This window comes from Pseudogulbenkiania sp. AW2-16, from assembly GCF_056824575.1.
Genome location: NZ_CP157668.1, coordinates 3,528,336 through 3,547,820, shown reverse-complemented (window position 1 = coordinate 3,547,820; position 19,485 = coordinate 3,528,336). Strand labels below are relative to the sequence as shown.

15 protein-coding genes, 1 tRNA gene and 1 pseudogene are annotated in these 19,485 nt (G+C 66.5%); 7 read left to right on the top strand and 10 right to left on the bottom strand.

All coding sequences use genetic code 11. The features are described 5' to 3' along the window. Position 1: 1 nt before the first annotated feature. The 7 genes from ABKF58_RS17155 to ABKF58_RS17125 all read left to right on the top strand — a co-directional run bounded on the left by ABKF58_RS17155 (position 2) and on the right by ABKF58_RS17125 (position 11,791). Positions 2-361, top strand: a complete 360-nt coding sequence (locus ABKF58_RS17155) for a GPW/gp25 family protein (RefSeq protein ID WP_014086944.1) — start codon at positions 2-4, stop codon at positions 359-361. Beyond that, positions 358-2,787 (top strand): putative baseplate assembly protein, encoded by a 2,430-nt coding sequence (locus ABKF58_RS17150; RefSeq protein WP_482582284.1) that lies wholly within the window; start codon positions 358-360, stop codon positions 2,785-2,787. Before ABKF58_RS17155 ends, ABKF58_RS17150 begins: the two co-directional genes overlap by 4 nt. Beyond that, positions 2,784-4,730, top strand: coding sequence for a PA14 domain-containing protein (locus ABKF58_RS17145; RefSeq protein WP_482582282.1), 1,947 nt, complete (start codon positions 2,784-2,786; stop codon positions 4,728-4,730). Before ABKF58_RS17150 ends, ABKF58_RS17145 begins: the two co-directional genes overlap by 4 nt. Further along, a complete protein-coding gene (locus tag ABKF58_RS17140) occupies positions 4,678-5,907 on the top strand; it encodes a putative baseplate assembly protein (protein WP_482582280.1) in 1,230 nt (409 codons plus the stop codon). Before ABKF58_RS17145 ends, ABKF58_RS17140 begins: the two co-directional genes overlap by 53 nt. Further along, the gene (locus ABKF58_RS17135; RefSeq protein WP_482582279.1) at positions 5,904-8,042 is read left to right on the top strand and encodes a hypothetical protein; all 2,139 of its coding nucleotides are present in this window, start codon (positions 5,904-5,906) and stop codon (positions 8,040-8,042) included. The genes ABKF58_RS17140 and ABKF58_RS17135 overlap by 4 nt, the downstream gene beginning before the upstream one ends. Positions 8,043-8,074: 32 nt before the next feature. Then, complete coding sequence (locus ABKF58_RS17130; RefSeq protein WP_482582277.1) at positions 8,075-11,167, top strand: DUF6519 domain-containing protein; 3,093 nt, start codon at positions 8,075-8,077, stop codon at positions 11,165-11,167. A gap of 372 nt (positions 11,168-11,539) precedes the next feature. Continuing rightward, positions 11,540-11,791: a hypothetical protein gene (locus ABKF58_RS17125; protein ID WP_482582275.1), complete on the top strand. Its 252-nt coding sequence runs from the start codon at positions 11,540-11,542 to the stop codon at positions 11,789-11,791. Between the two features lie 411 nt (positions 11,792-12,202). On the opposite strand, the gene ABKF58_RS17120 is transcribed toward ABKF58_RS17125, so the two are convergent. The 10 genes and pseudogenes from ABKF58_RS17120 to ABKF58_RS17075 form a co-directional block, all read right to left on the bottom strand. Then, positions 12,203-12,292, bottom strand: a tRNA-Ser gene (locus tag ABKF58_RS17120). A gap of 53 nt (positions 12,293-12,345) precedes the next feature. Next, entirely contained in the window at positions 12,346-14,007 is a 1,662-nt protein-coding gene (gene recN / locus ABKF58_RS17115) for a DNA repair protein RecN (RefSeq protein ID WP_482582273.1), read from the bottom strand. A gap of 22 nt (positions 14,008-14,029) precedes the next feature. Next, positions 14,030-14,905, bottom strand: coding sequence for an NAD kinase (locus ABKF58_RS17110; protein ID WP_008953993.1), 876 nt, complete (start codon positions 14,903-14,905; stop codon positions 14,030-14,032). A 37-nt stretch (positions 14,906-14,942) separates the two neighbouring features. Beyond that, a complete protein-coding gene (locus ABKF58_RS17105; protein ID WP_008953994.1) occupies positions 14,943-15,596 on the bottom strand; it encodes a response regulator transcription factor in 654 nt (217 codons plus the stop codon). 105 nt (positions 15,597-15,701) lie between these two features. Continuing rightward, positions 15,702-16,226, bottom strand: coding sequence for a potassium channel family protein (locus tag ABKF58_RS17100; RefSeq protein ID WP_482582271.1), 525 nt, complete (start codon positions 16,224-16,226; stop codon positions 15,702-15,704). Positions 16,227-16,257: 31 nt separating this feature from the next. Then, positions 16,258-16,596 (bottom strand): annotated as a pseudogene (locus ABKF58_RS17095) (potassium channel family protein); the annotation flags it as partial. A 123-nt stretch (positions 16,597-16,719) separates the two neighbouring features. Continuing rightward, on the bottom strand, positions 16,720-17,265 hold the full coding sequence (gene msrA / locus ABKF58_RS17090) for a peptide-methionine (S)-S-oxide reductase MsrA (RefSeq protein ID WP_482582269.1): 546 nt from the start codon (positions 17,263-17,265) through the stop codon (positions 16,720-16,722). Continuing rightward, positions 17,262-18,200 carry a histone deacetylase family protein gene (locus ABKF58_RS17085; RefSeq protein ID WP_482582267.1) on the bottom strand — a complete coding sequence of 313 codons (939 nt, stop codon included), beginning with the start codon at positions 18,198-18,200 and terminating at the stop codon, positions 17,262-17,264. The genes msrA and ABKF58_RS17085 overlap by 4 nt, the downstream gene beginning before the upstream one ends. A 7-nt stretch (positions 18,201-18,207) precedes the next feature. Further along, the gene (locus ABKF58_RS17080) at positions 18,208-18,423 is read right to left on the bottom strand and encodes a DUF1653 domain-containing protein (RefSeq protein WP_294863872.1); all 216 of its coding nucleotides are present in this window, start codon (positions 18,421-18,423) and stop codon (positions 18,208-18,210) included. Beyond that, a complete protein-coding gene (locus ABKF58_RS17075) occupies positions 18,420-19,484 on the bottom strand; it encodes an HD-GYP domain-containing protein (RefSeq protein ID WP_482582265.1) in 1,065 nt (354 codons plus the stop codon). The genes ABKF58_RS17080 and ABKF58_RS17075 overlap by 4 nt, the downstream gene beginning before the upstream one ends. Position 19,485: the final 1 nt, after the last annotated feature.

The following is a 19,485-nucleotide window of genomic DNA, read 5'->3' as shown; positions in this document are numbered from 1 at the left end:
CATGGCACTGGCTTTTCCATTCGGCATCGATTCTCGCGGGCGCAGCCGCGAGGTGTATGACGATGCCCATATCCGCGACATGATCGAACAGGTGCTGTTCACGGTGCCGGGCGAGAGGGTCAACCGCCCGGACTTCGGTTGCGGCCTGCTGCAGCTCGCCTTCGCCCCCAACAACGACGCCCTGGCCGCCGCCGTGCAGATGACGGTGCAGGGTTCGCTGCAGCAGTGGCTGGGCGAGTTGATCGAAGTGGAGGCGGTGCAGGTCGAGAGCCTGGACGCGCGTCTGAGCGTGACGGTGCAGTACATTGTGCGCCGTGATCGCGAGCGGCAGCTGGCCCGGTTCAGCAGGGGGCTGGCATGAAACGGCAATTCCGCACCGACAACCCGCGCCGCCTGCAGTTGCTGCGCGATCTCGATCCGCCGACCCTGAACGGCATCGACTACCTGGAAATCGCCAGCAAGAATCAGCTGACGCTGCAGGTGGTGTTTGTGCACCCGCTGGCGGGCCTGACCCTGGCCAACTGCCGGATCGAAGGCGGGGTGCGGGTACGCGACGTGCGCATCGTCGGGCTGAATGTGAACGGCAACGTGCTCGAGCTGAAGGTCGACCAGCCGGGAGATTTCTCCTGGTACCTGTTCAGCCTGGTGAATCCGGCCTCGCCGGACGACGTGCCGTCCGGGTTCGACCCGGTGCTGTCGAGCATCCGCTTCACTTTCAAGGCCCAATGCCCCTCGGAATTCGATTGTGCCGACGGGCATGTCTGTTCCCCACCGCTGCCGCCGGAGCCGCTGCTGGACTACCTGGCCAAGGACTACGCCAGCTTCCGCAGGCTGATGCTCGACCGCATGGGACAACTGATTCCCGGTTTCCATGAGCGCAACCCGGCCGATTTTTCGGTGGCGCTGGTGGAAATGCTCGCCCATGTCGGCGACCAGCTCAGCTACTACCAGGATGCCGTGGCGACCGAAGCCTATTTGGGAACCGCGCGTCGGCGCGTGTCGCTGCGGCGCCATGCCCGCCTGCTGGATTACCCCATCCATGACGGTTGCAACAGCCGCGTCTACCTGGCCCTGAGCGTCAAGACCGGGGCCGATGGCCAGGAGCTGCCAGCGCGTAGCCCCATGCTCACCCGTGGCCAGGACCCCGCGCCGGTGGTGCCGTCGTCGATTCTCGACACCCTGCCTGACGGCGACACCCAGGTGTTCGAAACCCTGCATGCGCTGCGGCTGCAGGCCGCGCACAGCGAGATGGCCATCCACAACTGGGGTGACCCGAATTTCTGTCTCACCAAAGGGAGTACCGAGGCGGCGCTGGTCGACCAGCCCAAGCTGGCGTTGCAAAAGGGGATGGTGCTGATTCTGGAAGAGGTGCTGAGCCCCACCACCGGACGGACTGCCGATGCCGATACCGGCCATCGTCATGCCGTACGCCTGGTGGCCGTGGAGCCCGGGCAAGATCCGCTGACCAACACCGCGCTGCAACTGGTGCGCTGGCACGAGGAGGACGCCTTGCCATTTGCGCTGTGCGTCAGCGCCGAGATCATCCAGGGTGGGGCCAGCGAGGTGCATCCGGTCGCCGTGGCACGTGGCAACGTGGTGTTGGCCGACCATGGCCTGACGCGAGGCTGGGAACCCTTGCTGCCGGAGCGGGTGCCGGGGCAGGGGCGCTACCGGCCGCGTCTGCGCGAACCCGGCCTGGCGTATGCCGAACCGTATGCCCACGACGAGGTACTCAAGGCCGGCTGGTCCGCGCAGCGCGCACTGCGTCAGGAGCCGCGCCAGGCCCTGCCTGCCGACATGGAACTGCGTGCCGACGATAACGCCCTGTATGGCACCCAGCCGCTGCCCGACGCCACCCCGTGGCGACCGCAGCGCGACCTGCTGGGCAGCGACCGCTTTGCCCAGGAGTTCGTGGTGGAGAACGAGGCAGACGGCACCGCCAGCCTGCGCTTCGGCGACGGCCGCTACGGCCAGCGCCCGGAAGCCGGCATGCGTCTGCTGGCCCGCTATCGTCAGGGCGGCGGGGTGTACGGCAATGTCGGGGCGGAAAGCGTCACCCGCCTGGTGTGCGACGACGTCGCCATCGCGCCGTTCGTCGAGCGCGTGCGCAACCCATTGCCGGCCGAGGGCGGGGCCGAGCCGGAAAGCGGCGATGCGATCAAGCTGTACGCCCCCGAGGCGTTCCGCACCCAGGAACGCGCGGTCACCGAGAGCGACTATGCCCGCGCCGCCGAACGCCATCCCCAGGTCCAGCGCGCCGCCGCTCGCCTGCGTTGGACCGGCAGCTGGTACACCATGTTCGTCAGTGTCGACCGCAAGGACGGGCTGCCGCTGGACGAGGCGTTCCGGAACGACATGTTGCAGCACCTGGATCGCTTCCGTCTGGCTGGTTATGACCTCGACCTCAGCGAGCCGGTGTACGTGCCGCTGGATATCGAGCTGACGGTCTGCGTGCTGCCCGGCTACTTCGCCGCGGCGGTCAAGCTGGCGTTGCTCAAGCGTCTTGGCCGCGGCCAGGACGAGCAGGGCCGGCAAGGTTTCTTCCATCCCGATTTCTTCAGCTTCGGCGAGGGGCTGGCGCTGTCCCGGCTGATCGAAGCGGTGCAGGGGGTGGCCGGCGTGGCGTCGGTCGACGTGCCGCGCTTCCAGCGTTGGGGCAAGGCCGCCGGCAATGAGCGCGAGGAGGGCCTGATCGCGCTTGCACCGTTGGAGGTGCTGCGACTCGACAACGACCCCAACTTCCCCGAAAACGGGCGGCTGCGCTTGAACATGCGAGGTGGGCTATGAGCGACGGCGAACGGTGTGGCTGCTGCAGCGGGCTTGAAGCGCAGACCCCGGTGGACGAACTCAATCCCCCCGGGCAGCCGGAATTGCGCTATCGGGTCGGTACCCACGGCCGATTTCGTGCCAGCCAATTGACCCGGCTGAGCGCCCATCCCGTGCTGCAGGAACTGGGCACGCGTGCGGCCGATGATCCTGCCCTGGCGTTGCTGGACGCCTGGTCCGCGGTGCTGGACGTGCTCAGCTTCTATCAGGAGCGCATCGTCAACGAGGGCTTCCTGCGCACCGCCACCGAACGGCGCTCGGTGCTGGAGCTGGGGCGGGCCATCGGCTACGAGTTGCGGCCAGGCGTCGCCGCCTCCACCTTCCTCGCCTTTACCCTGGAAACCGCGCCCGGCGCCCCGGCCGAAGCGCGCATCGATGCCGGCTGCAAGACGCAGAGCGTGCCCGAGCAGGATCAGCAGGCGCAGGTGTTCGAAACGCTCGAGCCGCTGCAGGCGCGGGCGGCGTGGAATGCGCTGGAGGTGCTGAACCAAGAGGCAGTGCTGCCGTACTGGGGCGGACGGACGCTCTATCTGAAAGGGCAGAATACCGGCCTGCAGCCGGGCGACGCCGTGCTGGTGGTGGGGGACGAGCGGCAGAACGATCCCGGTAACGAGAACTGGGATTTCCGCCATGTTGCGCGCCTGCAGGTGGTGCCGCCCAGTGAGCCCAGCGCCGACGCCCTGGCGGGCTATACCGTGGTCACCCTCGACAAGCCGTTCGGCTCGGTCGTTCCGCATGTGGAGCCGGCCAAGACGAATCCGCGCTGCTACGCGCTGCGCACCAAGGCCGCGTTGTTCGGCCGGGCGGCCCCGGACTGGAAGGCCATGCCGCGCAGTCTGCGGGCCAGTTACCGGGGGTCGGATTCGCCGGAGTCGACCTCGATCGACCAGCATCCGCAATGGCCGGGGTTCACCCTGGCGGACATCTCCGACCCGCCCGACGGTCTCGCCAGCGGCACTGGCCTGTACGGCGAGTATTTCGAGGGCAAGGGGTTTGCCAGCCGCAAGCTGAGCCGTACCGATGCCTCCATCGATTTCAACTGGGGAACGGGCAGTCCCGACCCGGCCATCACCAGCGATACCTTTTCGGCGCGCTGGACCGGCTGGCTGCAGATTCCCGCCAGCGGCAGCTACACCTTTTACGTCACCGCCGATGACGGCGTCAGGCTCTGGGTGGATGGCCACCTGCTGGTGGACCAGTGGAACGACCATGCTGCCACCGAGTACAGCGCCACGCTCGGCGACCTTGAGGGCGGGCGCAAGGTCGACATCCGCCTGGAATTTTACGAGAACACCGGCGCGGCCGTGGTCGCCCTGCGCTGGTCCGGCCCTGGCATTGCCAAGCAGATCGTTCCGCAGACCAGCCTCTATCCGCGCGACGTGCATACGGTGCATCTGGACGCCAGCTACCCCAGGCTGGTGAGCGGCAGCTGGCTGGTGCTGGCGATTCCCGAGTATCAGGAGCTCTATCAGGTGCTGGACAACCGCGAGGATGCCCGTAACGCCTTCACCCTGAGTGGCAAGAGCACTCGTCTGAGTCTGCGCGGCGAACGCCTGCGCGAGCTGTTCAACGAACGCCTGCGCGATACCAGCGTGTTCGGCGAAGCGGTGGCGTTGCCCTGGGCGACGCGGCCCATCTCCGGCTTCATCGAGGGCCATCTGGTCACCCTGGCTACTCTCCAGCCCGAGCTCGAAGCCGGGCGCTGGCTGGCCTTTGCCGGCCACACTCTGAGCGACTGGAACGGCAATGCCCGTGCGCGCCAGCGCCTGCTGGACGGTGCCGCGTTGGCGGCGCTGGAACTGGCGCAGGATGGGGTCAGCGCCACGCTCAGCTTTGCCGACGGAGAACGCTGTGCCGTGCGCACTGGTCGCGGTGTCGGAAGTGCGGTGCCTGCGCCGCAATGACACGATCGCCGGCCGCTCGCGGCTTGAGCTGGAGGCCGACCTGCAGCATGGCTATCTACCGCTGACCCTGCGCATCAATGCCAATGTCGTTCCGGCCAGCCATGGCGATAGCAAGCAGATGGCGATCCAGCCCGAGATCCTCGGCAGCGGCGATGGCAGCAGCGCCTTCCAGCGCTTCACCTTGCGCCAGAAGCCGCTGACCTACATCAGCGCGCCGACCCCGAGCGGTATCGCCAGCAGCCTGGAGGTGCGGGTGGACGGCGTGCGCTGGCGCGAGGCGCCGCGCATCGGTGAGCTGCTGCGCGACGATCGCGCCTATCTGGTGCGGCACGGCGACGACGGCAGCGTGACCCTGCAGTTTGGCGATGGCGCTCACGGCAGCCGTCTGCCCAGCGGCCAGATGAACGTGGCGGCGCGTTACCGTGTCGGCATCGGCGTCGCCGGCAATCTCAAGGCAGGGCAGATCAGCCTGCTGCTCAACCGTCCGCCGGGCGTCAAGGCCGTGATCAACCCGGCGCCCGCCAGCGGCGGCACCGATCCGGAGAGCGGCGAGCGCGCCCGGCGCAACGCGCCGCTGACGGTGCTGACGCTCGAGCGCATCGTGTCGCTGCGCGACTTCGAGGACTTTGCCGCCGCCTTCGCCGGCATCGGCAAGGCCCAGGCCGTCTGGCTCTGGAATGGCGAGCAGCGGCTGGTGCATCTGACGGTGATCGGCAGCGACGGCGCGGACATCGCTCCGGATTCGGCGCTGTATCGCCATCTGGCCGATGCGATTGACGCCGTGCGCCCGGCCTACCAGCCGCTGCGTCTGGAGCCGGGAGTGATGCTGAGCTTCGGCCTCAGTGCCAAGCTGCGCCTCGCTGCGGACCAGGACAGCGCGCGCGTGCTGGCGGCGGTGCGGACGGCGCTGGGCGATGCCTTCGGTTTCGCCGCCCGCGGTTACGGCCAGTCGCTCAGCGGCAGCGAAGTCATCGCGACGATGCAGCGGGTGACAGGGGTGGAGCGGGTCGATCTGGACAGTCTGCGGCGGCACGACGGCAGCGGCAGCGTGAGCGTGGCCGGCCCGGACGGCCGCCTGGAGGCGCGTGGCGCACGCTGGCAGGACGGGCAGATACGGCCGGCGCAACTGCTGTTGGTCGATCTGGACGACGTCATTCTCACGGAGCTGAGCGCATGAGCATCGATGCCGAATTTCTCCTGTCGCGCCTGCCGGCCTTTTATCGCGAACGTGACGCCGAGCAGGGCGGACCGTTGCGCGCCTTGCTGGACATCATCGCGGAGCAGGGCAACCTGCTCGAGCAGGACATCGCGACCCTGTACGACAACTGGTTCATCGAGACCTGCGACGACTGGCTGATCCCCTACATCGGCGACCTGCTCGGCGTGCGGGGGCTGTACGCGGTGGGGGGGACCCAGTCCTTCGGCCAACGTGGCTTGGTGGCCAACACCCTGCGCCTGCGCCGGCGCAAGGGAACCGTGCCGGTGCTGGAGCAACTGGCCTTCGACTGCACCGGCTGGCGCGCGCGCGCGGTGGAGTTCTTCGAGCTGCTGGGCACGACCCAGTATCTCAACCATCGCCGCCTGCACAATCAGCGCACACCGGACATCCGCGATGCCATCGCCATGGAGCGTGTAGACGGGCCGTTCGACCGCAGTGCCCACAGTGCCGAGGTCAGGCCGCTATCGGCCGGCCGCTACAACATTCCCAACGTCGGCCTTTACCTCTGGCGCCTGCAGGCCTACGCCTTGCAGCGGACCACCGCGCGCGCGGCCGGCGGCGAGGCCGGGCGTTACTACTTCGATGCCCTGGGCCGCAGCGTAGCGGACGATGCCGGCACCGCCGACGGCGTGCTCTACAACCGGCCCCGCACCGAAAGCGAGATCACCCAGCTGGCGCAGCCGATCCACGTGCCGGAACCGCTGTCACGCCGCGTGCTGCACGCCGAGCTGACCGCACTGCGCCAGGCCATCGCCGACGGTGAAACGCCGTCGCCGCGCTACTTTGCCGAGGACGAGGGTGGCCCGGTACTGCGGATCTGGCTGAACGGCAGCGAAGTGCCGCCCGAGCATCTGGTGGTGTGCAACCTGGCCTTGCTGGCCAAGGTCAATCCCGGCGACCCGGACGACTGGCGCCGCCCGCCTGCGCAACTGGCCGTGCTGCCCCGTGGCGGCGGCCCCGCGCGCACGTTCCCCGATGCGCCGGGGCGTTACCTGGTCGGTTTCGACCCGGTGCTCGGACGCATCGCGCTGCCCGCCGGCAAGACGGTCGGCACGGTCGAGGTGGCCTACGCCTACGGTTTTCCGGGAGATGTCGGCGGCGGCCCCTACGACCGGCGGCCGCTGCGCCGCGAGGACGATGAAAGCGAGGGCCTGCTGGACCCGGCCGAGTTCGAGGTGATCTGGCGCGTGCCGGGCGATCATCCCAGCCTGGCCGCGGCGCTCGCCGCGCTCGCGCCCGGCAGCCGCACGCTGATCCGTCTGCTGGGAGACGCCAGTGAAAGCCTGACGCCGGTGCTGAACCTGCCGGATACTCACCTCGCCATCGAGGCGGAGAACCGGCATCGTCCGGTGCTGCGGGGCGACTGGAGCCTGCAAGGCAACGCCAGCACCCGCCTGACCTTGTCAGGCCTGTTGCTCGACGGCGCCTTGACGCTGTCCGGTCCGCTCGCCGTCGTGACGCTGCGTCATTGCAGCCTGAGTCCCGACAAGGGGGGCATGCGTCATGCCGGTAGCGGCAGCGGCCTGCTCATCCGGCTGAGCCATTGCCTGTGCGGCGCGCTGCAGGTCAGCCAGGCCATTGCCGGCGTCAGCGCGCGTTATAGCGTGTTCGACAACGGCGACGCGCTGGTTTTCGACCTCCCCGATACCCTGCTCGAGCTGGAACGGTGCACCGTGCTGGGCAGCACCAAGGCGGGGGGGCTGACCGCGAGCAACAGCCTGTTCAGCCAACCTCTGGCCATCGTGCGCAAGCAACAAGGCTGCGTGCGCTTCTGCTACGTCCCCCCGGGGTCGCAGACGCCGCGGCGCTACCGCTGCCAGCCGGACCTGGTGATCCAGGGGCTGAGCCCGGCGCTGGCGCAGCAGGAAAGCGTGCGCGTCACGCCGGCTTTCACCTCGACCCGCTTCGGTCACCCGGCCTACGTCCAGTTGCGTCTGAGCACCGCCCCGGAAATCCGCAAGGGCGCGGAAGACGGCGCCGAGATGGGCGTGTGGAACCTGCTCCAGCAGCCGCAGCGCGAGGCCAATCTGCACCAGGCGCTGGACGAGTACCTGCGCTTTGGGCTGGAGGCCGGGATTATTTATGTCAATTGAGTCGCACCCTCTAACCAACCAGGACGACGACCATGAAAGCCGATCTCACTCGCTCGACCGACCGACCGGATAAGCATTACCGCAGCGTCCGCATGCAGCAGGGGCGGGTGCAGCTGGATGCCGACTGGAACGAACAGCAGGACATCCTGAACCGGCGCATCGAACTGGAAACCGTGGACGTCATCGGCCACACCGGCGCGCCCCTTGCCGCTCCCGGTTTCAAGCTCTCAGGCAACGGCCAGAACATCGACATCAGCGCCGGTCACTTCTATGTGGAAGGCCTGCTGTGTGACAACCCGGCGCCCGCCTCGCTGATCGCACAGCCGTCGCTGAAGAACACGGTCTCGCCGATCCTGCCGGCCGGTTTCACGCAGTTGCCGCTGCCGCCGGCGAATGCGGCTCCGCTTGCCGGGATCATGCTGTACGACGGCAGCGGCAACGCGGTAACGCCGCCGGACGGCATCTACCTGGGCTACCTGGAGGCCTGGCTGCGCCATGTCACCGCGCTGGAAGACCCGCTGATCCGCGAGGTGGCGCTGGGCGGGCCCGACAGCGCCACGCGCGACCAGCTGATCTGGCAGGTGAAACTGATGCGGGTGGCCGACCCCGGCACCGATATCGCGTGCACCAGCGCCTTCACCGCCTGGGATGCCCTGGTCGACGCCCCGGACGGTAAGATGGGCGCCCGTGCCGAGCCGAGCAAACAGCCGAAAGACCCCTGCCTACTTGCCCCGGAAGCGGGCTTCCGCCGCCTCGAGAATCTGCTCTACCGCGTGGAAATCCATGAGGATGGCAGCGCCGGCGGCAAGCTGCGCTACAAGTGGTCGCGCGACAACGGCAGTATCGTCAGCCGGGTGGTGCGCTGGCTTAACGACCCGGCGGCCGATGAGTTCGAGGTGGCCAGCATTGGCCGGGATGCCTATCTCTCGATCACGGCGGGCTGCTGGCTGGAATTCTTCGACGACACCCATGAGCTGCTCGGCCGCGCCGGTACGCTGGTGAAGGTGCTGAAGACCGAGGGCAACGTGGTCACCCTCGACCTGTCCAGCGCCACCGGGACACTCGACAAGGCCCTGTTTGGCGACAATCCGCGCGTGCGCCGCTGGGACGGCTGGGACGACATGGCGCCGCTCGCCGCCAACAGCCCCTATGACACCGGCTGGGTCGAGCTGGAGGATGGCGTCGAGATCAAGTTTCTCACCGGCAACTACCGTGTCGGTGACTACTGGACCATGCCCGCGCGCACCGCCACCGCCGACATCGAATGGCCGCAGGCGAGCGGCAAGGCGCAGTTCCGCGCGCCCGAGGGCACGCTGCGCGCCTTTGCCCGGCTTGCCCTGCTGAGCAGCCAGAGCGGCAACTGGACCACCTTGTCGGACTGCCGCCCGCTGTTCCCCGCGCTTACCGAGCTGACCAACCTCTACTACGTCGGAGGCGATGGCCAGGAGGCCAAGCCCAATCCGATCGCCCCGCAGAACGTCAAGCTGGATCATCCGCTGGAAGTTGCGGTGTTCAACGGCGAGTTCCCGGTGGCCGGGGTGCCGGTGCGTTTTACCGCCGGCAGCGGCTCGCTGAACGGGACCGGCCTGTCGGTCACGGTGAATACACAGAGTAACGGCGTCGCGGCGGTCGAGTGGAGCCTGGCGCCTACCGGCGTCAGCCAGAGCTGCAAGGCGGAACTGCTGGAAGCCGGCCAGCCGGCCGTGGGCAAGTACAACCAGATCGATTTTGGCGCCCGCCTGTCGCTGGCCACCCAAGTGGCCTACGACCCGAGCCAATGCCCGGATCTCCAGGCCCAGGGCATCAGCGACGTCCAGGGCGCCATCGACGCGCTGTGCCACAGGAGCCACAGTGGAGGCTGCTGCATCGGCGTCGGCAAGGGAGGGGAATTCTCCACCCTGGACGAGGCCCTCAAGAAGCTGATCGGCAGCGACCAAAAGGATATCTGCCTGTGCCTGCTGGCGGGCGAGCATCAGTTGGAGGGCGACATCGAGCTGGGCGGCAAGGGGGTGAATCTCTTCATCCACGGCGCCGGTCCGGCCAGCCGCCTGATCCTGCGCGACCAAGCGCTGCAACTGTTCGACTTCGCCTCGCTCACCCTGCAGGATTTCGACCTCATCGCCTTGGCAGCCAACCCCTCGCTATCCTTCGACGGTTGCGAGGAGCTGCGCATCCAGCGCATGCACCTGTCGGGTCTGACCGAGCCCGGCAACAGCCTGGTGCGTGTCGAGGGGGCGCAGCGTATCGATCTGGGCGGATGCGTCATCAATGCCTACCAGCCCGCCTCCGTGCAGCGAGCCCGCGCGCTGATCGACCACCTGGTCGCGCTCGCCCCCATGGCCGCCGCGCTGGAAACGGGCAAGGGCGAGCTGTTTGCGTCGGTGCCGCTGACGTTGGCCGAAGCTTTCGCCAACTGGAGCGGGGCGGAGCGTGAAGCGTTCGGCCAACAGGTGGATACGCTGCTGCGCTCCACCGCGCTGCCGCTCGCCGACGGCGAATCTGAGGCGCTGCTGGCTCTGCGAGCCGATATCGTCGCGGGTGCCGGTGCACGCCGGCTGGTGTCGGGGCTGAACCGTCTGCGCGGCGAATGGTTGCTCAACCCCGGCTGCGCCCTGACGCTGGCCGACGCCGAGGCGGACACCCTGCTGGCCGACAATCATATCAACGGCCGCGTAACCTTGTATGGCGACGCCACCAAGGAAGAGCGGCTGAACCAGGACATCATGGAAAAACTCGGCCAGGGCTTTAGTCAGGGGAAAATTCGGTGGCTACGCGGTCGGGGCAAATTGCGCCTGCGCAACAACCGCCTGCGCGAGCTGCGCCTGGGTGACGCCATGCTGCAGCGTCTGCAGGAACTGGCACTGGATGGTGGCACGCTCGCGGACGTCTATCGCAGCCTGATTGCCGACGCCAATGTCCTGGCCGGGCTGGAAAGCGAATTATTGGGGTTCGACCTGGCGCTGGGCCAGAACGTGCTCGATCCGAGCGGCTCGGACGTCGGTATCGCCATTGCCAGCCAGGGCAAGTATCTGGGGAACTTTGCGCACAACGATTTCCGTCTCTTCACACTGGGACATGTCCCCGAAAAATTTGGCAATGGCGGGCTGAATATCGTCCAGATCTAGGCGGGCGGCATCGCGCCGCCAGTCTGGCCTGTGCCGGGTCGCGATGAAGCCGCGGGCCGCGCCAGGCGAGGGTGGTCGCCGTAGGCACGGGTGCGGCCAAAGGTTGGCCGAAGACCGCCTTCCCGCGTGTGGCTTGCATGCATCTTGATCCTGCCCGCGCCTTTCCCCTTGGCTGCCCCGATACCCCTACCTCCTTGCCTGCATGTCACTTGGGGTGGCGAAGGTCTATCGTGATGAGTACCGGTGGTGCAATAAAGCCCACGGGTCTTGGCCGCTGGATGGGGTGCCGACGAATGCGTCATTCGGCATGGCCGTCCCAGGGTGGCCGGTACCAACGGTGCGGATAGGCTATGCCACAAACGGAGGGCGGGTATGGGTAGGGAAAAACGCCAGGTGCAGGCGCTGCGCCCCGAGCAAGAGGTCATGACGCGCCAGCGTTTGCCGTATTTCGTCGGCATTTCGGGGCAAACCGTCGGGGCGGAAGGGCTCTCCATGCATCTGGTGGTCATCCCGCCGGGCGCCCGCGCCGAGCCGCACGTCCACATCGGCTACGAAACAGGCATTTACGTTCTCGAAGGACGCGTCCTTACCCGCTGGGGGAGCGGCTTGAACACGAAGTGGTGAGCGAGGCAGGAGAGTTCCTGTTCATCCCGCCCGGTGTTCCGCACGAGGCCGTCAATCTCAGCACGACTGACGCTGCCCGGGCCGTCGTCGCCCGGAACGACCCGGCGGAACAAGACAAGGTGCAGCCCTATCACGTTCCGCCAAGCGAAAAGCCGGCCGTCTAGGTTGGCCGCCCCTGCCTGGAGCGTCCGATTCCGCTTCCATGCCTTCTGGCCAGGGTGGCGTCTTGTCTGAAACGGCAATCGCACATTTTCGGGTTGGCGGGAGGTGCGGGGAGTCGGCTCGCCTGGGGCAACGAGGGGCAGGCTGGACAAACTTCGCCGCGAGCGACAGGAAAAGCAAAACCCGCCTGTAACCCGTGCCAGTTCTTCAGCCCAGGACTGGTTGGCTCGGATCAAGACGGGTTGAATCTGGCGGAAGCGGTGAGATTCGAACTCACGGAAGGCTCACACCTTCGGCGGTTTTCAAGACCGCTGCCTTAAACCACTCGGCCACGCTTCCGTATCGGAATGAGCACGGGATATTACCGTCAGTTTGCGTTTTTGGCTAGGGCCTCAGGTGTGGAGCGCGAGCATTTCTGCCGCATGGCGACGGGTGGTGTCGGTGATGTCGACGCCACCCAGCATGCGGGCGATTTCCATGATGCGTTCTTCGGCATCGAGCGGGCGGATCTGGCTGAGGACCTTGCCCTGGCGCTCCGCCTTGCTGACCTGCCAGTGCGTGGCGGCGCACGACGCGACTTGGGGCAGGTGGGTGATGCACAGCACCTGGTAGCGTTCGCCCAGCTGGCGCAGCAGCTTGCCGATGACCTCGGCGACGCGGCCGCCGATGCCGACGTCCACTTCGTCGAAGATCAGCGTCGGCACGCTGGCGACCTGGCTGATCACCACCTGCATGGCCAGACTGATGCGTGACAGCTCGCCGCCGGAGGCGACCTTGGCCAGCGAGCGCAGGCTGGTGCCGGCGTTGGCGGCGACTAGGTATTCGACCGATTCCAAGCCGTAGGCGGTGGGGTCGCCCAGTGGCGCAAGTTCGATGGCGAAACGGGCGCCGCCCATCGCCAGATTCTGCATTTCGCCCGAAATGCGCTCGGACAGTTCCGCCGCGGCCTGTCGGCGTTTGCCGGACAGCGCTTCGGCCAAGGTGCGGTAGCGTGCCGGGCAGCTCGATTCGGCGACGGCGAGCGCCTCGATATCGGTCGACGCCTCCAGTTCGGCCAACTGGCGCTGCCAGTCGGCCAGCTTTTCCGGCAGATCCTGCGGTTGCACCCGGTACTTGCGGGCGGCGCTCATCAGGGTATCGATGCGGCGCTCCATGTCGGCGAGCTGGGCCGGGTCTTCGTCGATGCTGGAGGCGTAATCGCGCAGGCCATAGACCACCTCGCGCAACTCCGCGTCGACCGAGTCGAGCAGCGACAGGCTGTCGGTGAGGCGAGGGTCGAGATGGGACAGCTTGCTCAGCCGGCTCTGCACCTGTGCCAGCACGGACAGGCAGTTGCCGTCCATCTCGGAGAGCGCGTCCACCGCCAGCTGGGCGCTTTGCGCCAGTTCGGCCGCGTTGGCGGAGCGCGAGTGGGCCTGGTTCAGACCGGTCCACTCGTCGGGCTGGAGCTGGAGTTCACTCAGCTCGTTGATCTGCCAGGACAGGCGCTCGCGTTCGACTTCGAATTCGCGCGACTTCTTTTCGGCCTCTTCACGGGCGCGACGCGCCTTGTGCAGTCCCTGCCAGGCTTCTTCCACGTCGCGCGCCAGCGCCAGCGAGCCGGCGTAGGCGTCGAGCAGGTGGCGTTGGGTTTCGGGCCGGGTCAGCGACTGGTGTGCGTGCTGGCCGTGGATGTCGACCAGAAAGTCTCCGACCTGTTTGAGCTGGGCCAGCGTTGCCGGCTGGCCGTTGATGAAGCCCTTGGAGCGGCCGCTGCGGTCGACCAGGCGGCGCAGCAGCAGCTCGTCCTCGTCCGAGTCCAGCGCGTTGTCGTGCAGCCAGGCGCGCAGCTCGGGCAGATAGGTCAGTGCGAACTGGGCGGAGATTTCGGCCCGGTCGGTGCCTTCCCGTACCATGGTGCCGTCGGCCCGGTCGCCCAGCAGCAGGCCGAGCGCGTCGAGAATGATGGATTTGCCGGCGCCGGTTTCCCCGGTCAGTACGGTGAAGCCGTCGGAAAAGTCCAGCGCCAGTTGGTCGACGATGACGAAATCTTTGACGTTGAGCGTGAGCAGCATAGATAGGCGAGTTTGGTCAGGGTCAGAGCAGGCGTTCGCCCCAGTGCAGCTTGTGCCGGAGCATGTCGTAGTAGTTGTAGCCGAGCGGGTGCAGGATGCGCAGGTGGTTGCGGTGGCGGCGGATCAGCACGCGGTCCATTTCCATCAGGTCGCAGTGCGACTGGCCATCGAAGTGCACGCGCGCATCCAGCCCGCGCGTCAGCATGAATTCGACCTCGCACGAGTCGTTGACCGCGATCGGCCGGTTGCTCAGCGACTGCGGGCAGATCGGCACCAGTGCGATGGCCTGCAGCGTCGGGTGCAGGATCGGGCCGCCGGAGGCCAGCGAATAGGCGGTGGAGCCGGTCGGCGTCGAGACGATCAGGCCGTCCGAGCGTTGGCTGTAGACGAACTGGTTGTCGACGAATATCTCGAACTCGATCATCGAGCCCACCGCGCCGCGGCTGAAGACCACGTCGTTGAAGGCCAGCGCGTTCATCACCTCGGCGTCTTCGCGCATTACCGTGGCCTGCAGCAGGATGCGGTCTTCCGGAACGAACTGGCCGGCGAGAATGGCGTCCACCGAACTCAGCATCTCGTGCAGCGGGATGTCGGTCATGAAGCCCAGCCGGCCCTGGTTGATGCCGACCATCGGCACGCGGTAGGGGGCGAGCAGGCGGGCGATGGACAACATGGTGCCGTCGCCGCCCAATACGATGACGATGTCGGCGAGCTTGCCCAGATCGAGCCGGTCGATCAGGGTGTAGGGCCCCGCTTCTGCGGGCGTGACGCTGTCACGGTCGATCAGCACCGACACGCCCGAGGCCGCCAGATGGTCGGCCAGTTGCCGCAGCGAGGCGACAATGGAGGATTTGCTGTGGCGGGCCACCAGGCCCACGTTCTTGAAGAGACGATCCATGGCGTTATTTTACCGGGCTATGGCCGGTCGTTCTCGTTTATTCGTGGCTGGAGCGCTTCATGCCGGTGGTTTCCAGCGCCTTGAGATAAAAGCGTATCAGATCGGCCAGCGAATCGACGCCCAGTTTGCTGAACAGGTTGGCGCGATGGGCTTCGACGGTGCGCGGCGAGAGCTCCATGGCGCGGGCGATTTCCTTGCTGGACAGGCCGTCGGCCACCATCTCCAGCACCTCGCGTTCGCGTCCGCTGATGCGTGACAGCCGCTGCATCACTTCCAGCGTCTCGGTTTCGTGCTTGTGCTGCTGAATGCTGAGGCGAATGCCGCGGCGCAGGCTGTCGATCAGACGGCTGGTGTCGATCGGCTTGGTCAGGAAATCGATGGCGCCGGCGCGGAAGGCGCGGCTGCATTGCTCGATATCGCCATGGCCGGTGATGAAGACGATGGGGATGGTGATCTCGCGCTGGATCAGCAGTTCTTGCAGCGCCATGCCGCTCATCTGCGGCATGCGGATGTCGAGGATCATGCAGCCGATATCGCCTTCGCGATAGTCGCGTACAAATTCCTGCGCGTTGGCAAAAGTGACCGCGCGCATCCCCTGCGCCATGATCAGCATGGCCAGCGACTCCCTGACGGCGGGATCATCGTCCACGATGAACACGCTGGGGGTCATGGTGTTGGTGCTACTGTCCATTCCGGGCTGTTTCCGATTGTTGTTGTGCCTTGGCTTGGTGTTTTACCACGAATCGGGGGGATTCGGTTGATTTGCGGTCGGGCCGACGGCGGGCAACCCGTAGGGTCAGGCAGGATGGTGGTAGTTGATGATGGCCATGACCGAGCTGCCGGACTTGAGCGTGGTTTCGGGCGAGGGGTTGAATTCCACTTCGCCACCGGGGTGCTCCAGGGCGATCACCATCACGTTCTGGGGCTGGGTCGGCTCGAATTCCCCCAGCCGCCGGCCGTCGCTTTCCGGGCCGACGCTGAACAGCCGGGCATGAAAGGCCTTGGGAAAGCGCTGCTGCAATTGCTCGAACAGGTGCAGCGTTTCCGGCCGGGCCACCATGTTGGCCATGTTGACGCCTCCCAGGTGCGACGGGATCACCACCCGGTCCGCGCCGACGGTGAGCAGTTTGCGGCGCGAGGTTTCGGTTTCGGCCTTGGATACCGCCTTGATGGAGGGGTTGAGGTTTTTCGCCGTCACCACGACAAAGGCGTTTTCGGCGTCGGACGTCAGGCAGGTGACCAGCGCGCGTGCCTTGGCCAGCGCCTGCGGCGACCAGGTGTTCGTCCGCCGTGGCGTCGCCGACGATATAGGGCACGTCACGGCTGTCGAGTTGCTGAGCCAGCGCTTCGTTCTTTTCGATGACGACCACGTCGTGGCCGGCGCTGATCAACTCTTCCAGCGTGTAGAGGCCGGTGCGGCTGAGGCCGCAAATGATGATGTGCTGATCGAGGCGTGCGATGCGTTTTTCCATTTTCCGGCGCTTGAGCAAGAGGGGCAGGTCACCCTGGAACAGCATCAGGGTGAGCGACGAGATGCCGTAGCCCAGCACCCCGGTGCCGAACACGATCAGGCTGATGGTGAACAACCGGCCGCCGTCGGTGAGCGGGTGGGTTTCGCCATAGCCGATGGTGGCCAGCGTGATGACGGTCATGTAAATGCTGTCGAAGAGCGACCAACCTTCGATCAGCATGTAGCCGGCTGTCCCGGTGCACACGGTCGCCAGGATCAGGCCGGATAAAAACAGCAGTTTACGGGTGAAGCTGGATTCCATGACTACCTGTTGAGGACGGAGCGGGTGGGCTGGCGGCCCGGATTATACGTCGGGAGTGTGGCGTCGCAGTAGGGCCGAAAACAGGTGCTGCAACTTGGCCAGCTTGGGGGCGATGACCGCCTGACAATACGGCGCTTCCCGGTTCTGGTCGTAATATTCCTGGTGGTAGGCCTCGGCCGGATAAAACGTGCCCGCGGCGACCAGCTCGGTGACGATCGGCGCATCGAACACGCGCTGACGTTCCAGCTCGGCGATGAAAGCGGTGGCTTCCTGTCGCTGAGTGTCGTCATGGTAGAAGATGGCCGAGCGGTATTGCGTGCCGACATCGTACCCCTGGCGGTTTGGCGTAGTGGGGTCGTGGATGGTGAAAAACACGGCCAGCAGGTCGCGGTAGGAGAGGGTGGCCGGGTCGTAGGTGATTTCGACGGCTTCGGCGTGCCCCGTGGTGCCATCGCATACCGCCCGATAGCTGGGGTCGGGAGCATGGCCGCCGGTATAGCCGGACACCACTGCGTGGACGCCGTCGAGGCGTCTGAAGGCCGATTCGGTGCACCAGAAACAGCCGCCGGCCAAGGTTGCCTTGTTCATTGCATGTACTCCTGTGTTTCGTCTATCGGCGGGCGCGGGCCGGTCCGGTCGAACCGCCGTACCGTTTCCCTCACCGTGGCGGTCTGGATGGCCACGGTGTCGGCGATGGGGACGGCATAGCCGCCGGCCATGGCGATGGCGACGCCGACCTCGTGCCGCTGGCACGCATCCAGCACCATCCGGTCGCGCCGCAGCAGACCGTCTGCCGTCAGCTTGAGCTTGCCCAGCCGGTCGCCTTCATACGGATCGGCACCGGCCAGGTAAAACACCAGATCGGGCCGGGCCAGCCGGAACAGTTCCTCCAGGTTGGCCGAAAGCAGGGCCAGGTAAGTCTCGTCCGACGTGCCGTCCGGCAACTCGACGTCGCGGTCGCCGGCCACCTTGCGGAACGGGAAGTTGTTCTGGCCGTGCATCGAGAAGGTGAACACCCGTGCTTCATCGCGGAACAGGGCGGCGGTGCCGTTGCCCTGATGCACGTCGAGATCGATCACCAGGGCTCGCCGGATATGGCCTTCGTCCAGCAGCAGGCGCGCCGCCACCGCCACGTCGTTGAACACGCAAAAGCCGCTGCCCTTGTCGGCCTGGGCGTGGTGGGTGCCGCCGGCCAGATTGACACCGCAGCCCTGCAGCAGCGCGACGCGTGCGGCGGCAATGGTGGCGCCAACCGAATGGCAGGCGCGCGCCACCAGCTGTGGCGACCACGGCAGGCCGATCTCCCGCTGTGCGCGTTCCGGCAGGCTGCCCTCGAGGAGGGCGTGGACGTAGGCGGCATCGTGCACGCGGCACAGTTCGGCCGGCGTCACCGCCGGTGCCGGCTCCAGCAGGTGGGGGGCGAAGCCCGCCACTGCCTCGGCCAGGAGGCGGTATTTCTCGGCCGGGAAACGATGGCCGGGCGGCAAGGGCAGGGCCAGGTGATCGGTACGGAAAATGCGCATGGGGCGCTCAGAACGCCTTGACCAGGGCAAAGCGTGGCTGGGGCACGCCGTCGTGGGTGACACTCTCCTCGAACATGGCCACCGGGCGCACCCACAGGCCGTACTCGCCATAGAGTGCGCGGTAGACGACCAGCGGTTCTTCGGTTTCCGAGTGCTGCGCGCAGCCGATGACTTCGTACAACGGTCCCTTGTAGTGGCGGTAGATGCCGGGGGGGATGCTCATGTCGGACTCCAGAGACGGTAGAACAGCGGCAGATAGCGCTCTTCCACCTGGATATTCAGCGATTTGACGATGCGGAAGCACTCCTGCGCCGTGTCGATGCGTTCGGCCGGGTGCGATTGGGGGGCGACGCGCGGGGTCGCGGCATTGGCGGTGATGTTGACCACAATCGCCCGGTTGCCGTCGGCCAGTTCGACGAAGCTGCCTGGCGGGTAGATGCCGATGATCTTTACCAGGTGGGATACCAGCTCCGGGTCGATTTCTCCCATCTTGCCGGCATAGAGCTCGCCCAGGGCCTGCTTGGGCTTCATGCGCGCGCGGTAGGTGCGCGGCATCATCTTGGCGGTCACCAGGTCCAGTGCGTGCAGCAAATGGGCCAATGGCTCAACGTCTTCACCGGCCAGGCTGAACGGATAGCCGCGGCCGTTCTTCTTTTCATGGTGCAACAGCACGATGGTGTGCCATAGCACATCGTCGACCCCGGCTTCGCGCAGCAGGGCGGAGCTTAACAGCGGGTGAGCATGCAGAGTCTGGCGCTGGGCGGTGGAGGGCTCGGCCTGCTGCGAGGCCATGCTGTCCTGCAGGCTGGCCGAGGAGACGTTCATCGTCAGGGCCGCGCACACCAGTTGCTCGGCATCGGCCGACGGCAGCCCGTAGCTCTGCCCGACCCGGGCAGCCAAGAGGGCGCAGTTGATGGCGTGATGGGCTGCATAGTGGCGAAACGGGCACAGCATGATGGCAGCGATGACGCCGTCGGGCTGGCTGCCGGCCATCTCGATCAGCAGATCGGCTAGCTCCATCAGGCGTTCGCGGTAGTCGCTGAAAACCAGCACGCGCTGGTTCAGGGCGCGCAGATAATCGGCCAGGTTGGGCACCGCCTGCACCGGGCTAATGCTGGTCGGGGGCAGGGCGGGGATCGGTCCGGTGGGGGAGTCTTCAATCAGCGATTGCTTGAATTTGTCCGTCAGCCGGAAGTGCTGCTCGGGTTCCTGCGCGCCATGCCTGACGTTGACCTCAACCAGGCGGTTATGGATATAAAGTGAATCTGGCAGGCTAAAACGCAAT

Excerpts from the sequence above, each read along its gene's own strand:
- ABKF58_RS17080 (WP_294863872.1), bottom strand. The coding sequence starts at position 18,423 with ATGAGCATCCCCCCCGGCATCTACCGCCACTACAAGGGACCGTTGTAC.
- ABKF58_RS17155 (WP_014086944.1), top strand. The coding sequence starts at position 2 with ATGGCACTGGCTTTTCCATTCGGCATCGATTCTCGCGGGCGCAGCCGC.
- ABKF58_RS17105 (WP_008953994.1), bottom strand. The coding sequence starts at position 15,596 with ATGGACAGTAGCACCAACACCATGACCCCCAGCGTGTTCATCGTGGAC.
- recN (WP_482582273.1), bottom strand. The coding sequence starts at position 14,007 with ATGCTGCTCACGCTCAACGTCAAAGATTTCGTCATCGTCGACCAACTG.
- msrA (WP_482582269.1), bottom strand. The coding sequence starts at position 17,265 with ATGAACAAGGCAACCTTGGCCGGCGGCTGTTTCTGGTGCACCGAATCG.
- ABKF58_RS17150 (WP_482582284.1), top strand. The coding sequence starts at position 358 with ATGAAACGGCAATTCCGCACCGACAACCCGCGCCGCCTGCAGTTGCTG.
- ABKF58_RS17145 (WP_482582282.1), top strand. The coding sequence starts at position 2,784 with ATGAGCGACGGCGAACGGTGTGGCTGCTGCAGCGGGCTTGAAGCGCAG.
- ABKF58_RS17085 (WP_482582267.1), bottom strand. The coding sequence starts at position 18,200 with ATGCGCATTTTCCGTACCGATCACCTGGCCCTGCCCTTGCCGCCCGGC.
- ABKF58_RS17135 (WP_482582279.1), top strand. The coding sequence starts at position 5,904 with ATGAGCATCGATGCCGAATTTCTCCTGTCGCGCCTGCCGGCCTTTTAT.
- ABKF58_RS17130 (WP_482582277.1), top strand. The coding sequence starts at position 8,075 with ATGAAAGCCGATCTCACTCGCTCGACCGACCGACCGGATAAGCATTAC.
- ABKF58_RS17125 (WP_482582275.1), top strand. The coding sequence starts at position 11,540 with ATGGGTAGGGAAAAACGCCAGGTGCAGGCGCTGCGCCCCGAGCAAGAG.
- ABKF58_RS17110 (WP_008953993.1), bottom strand. The coding sequence starts at position 14,905 with ATGGATCGTCTCTTCAAGAACGTGGGCCTGGTGGCCCGCCACAGCAAA.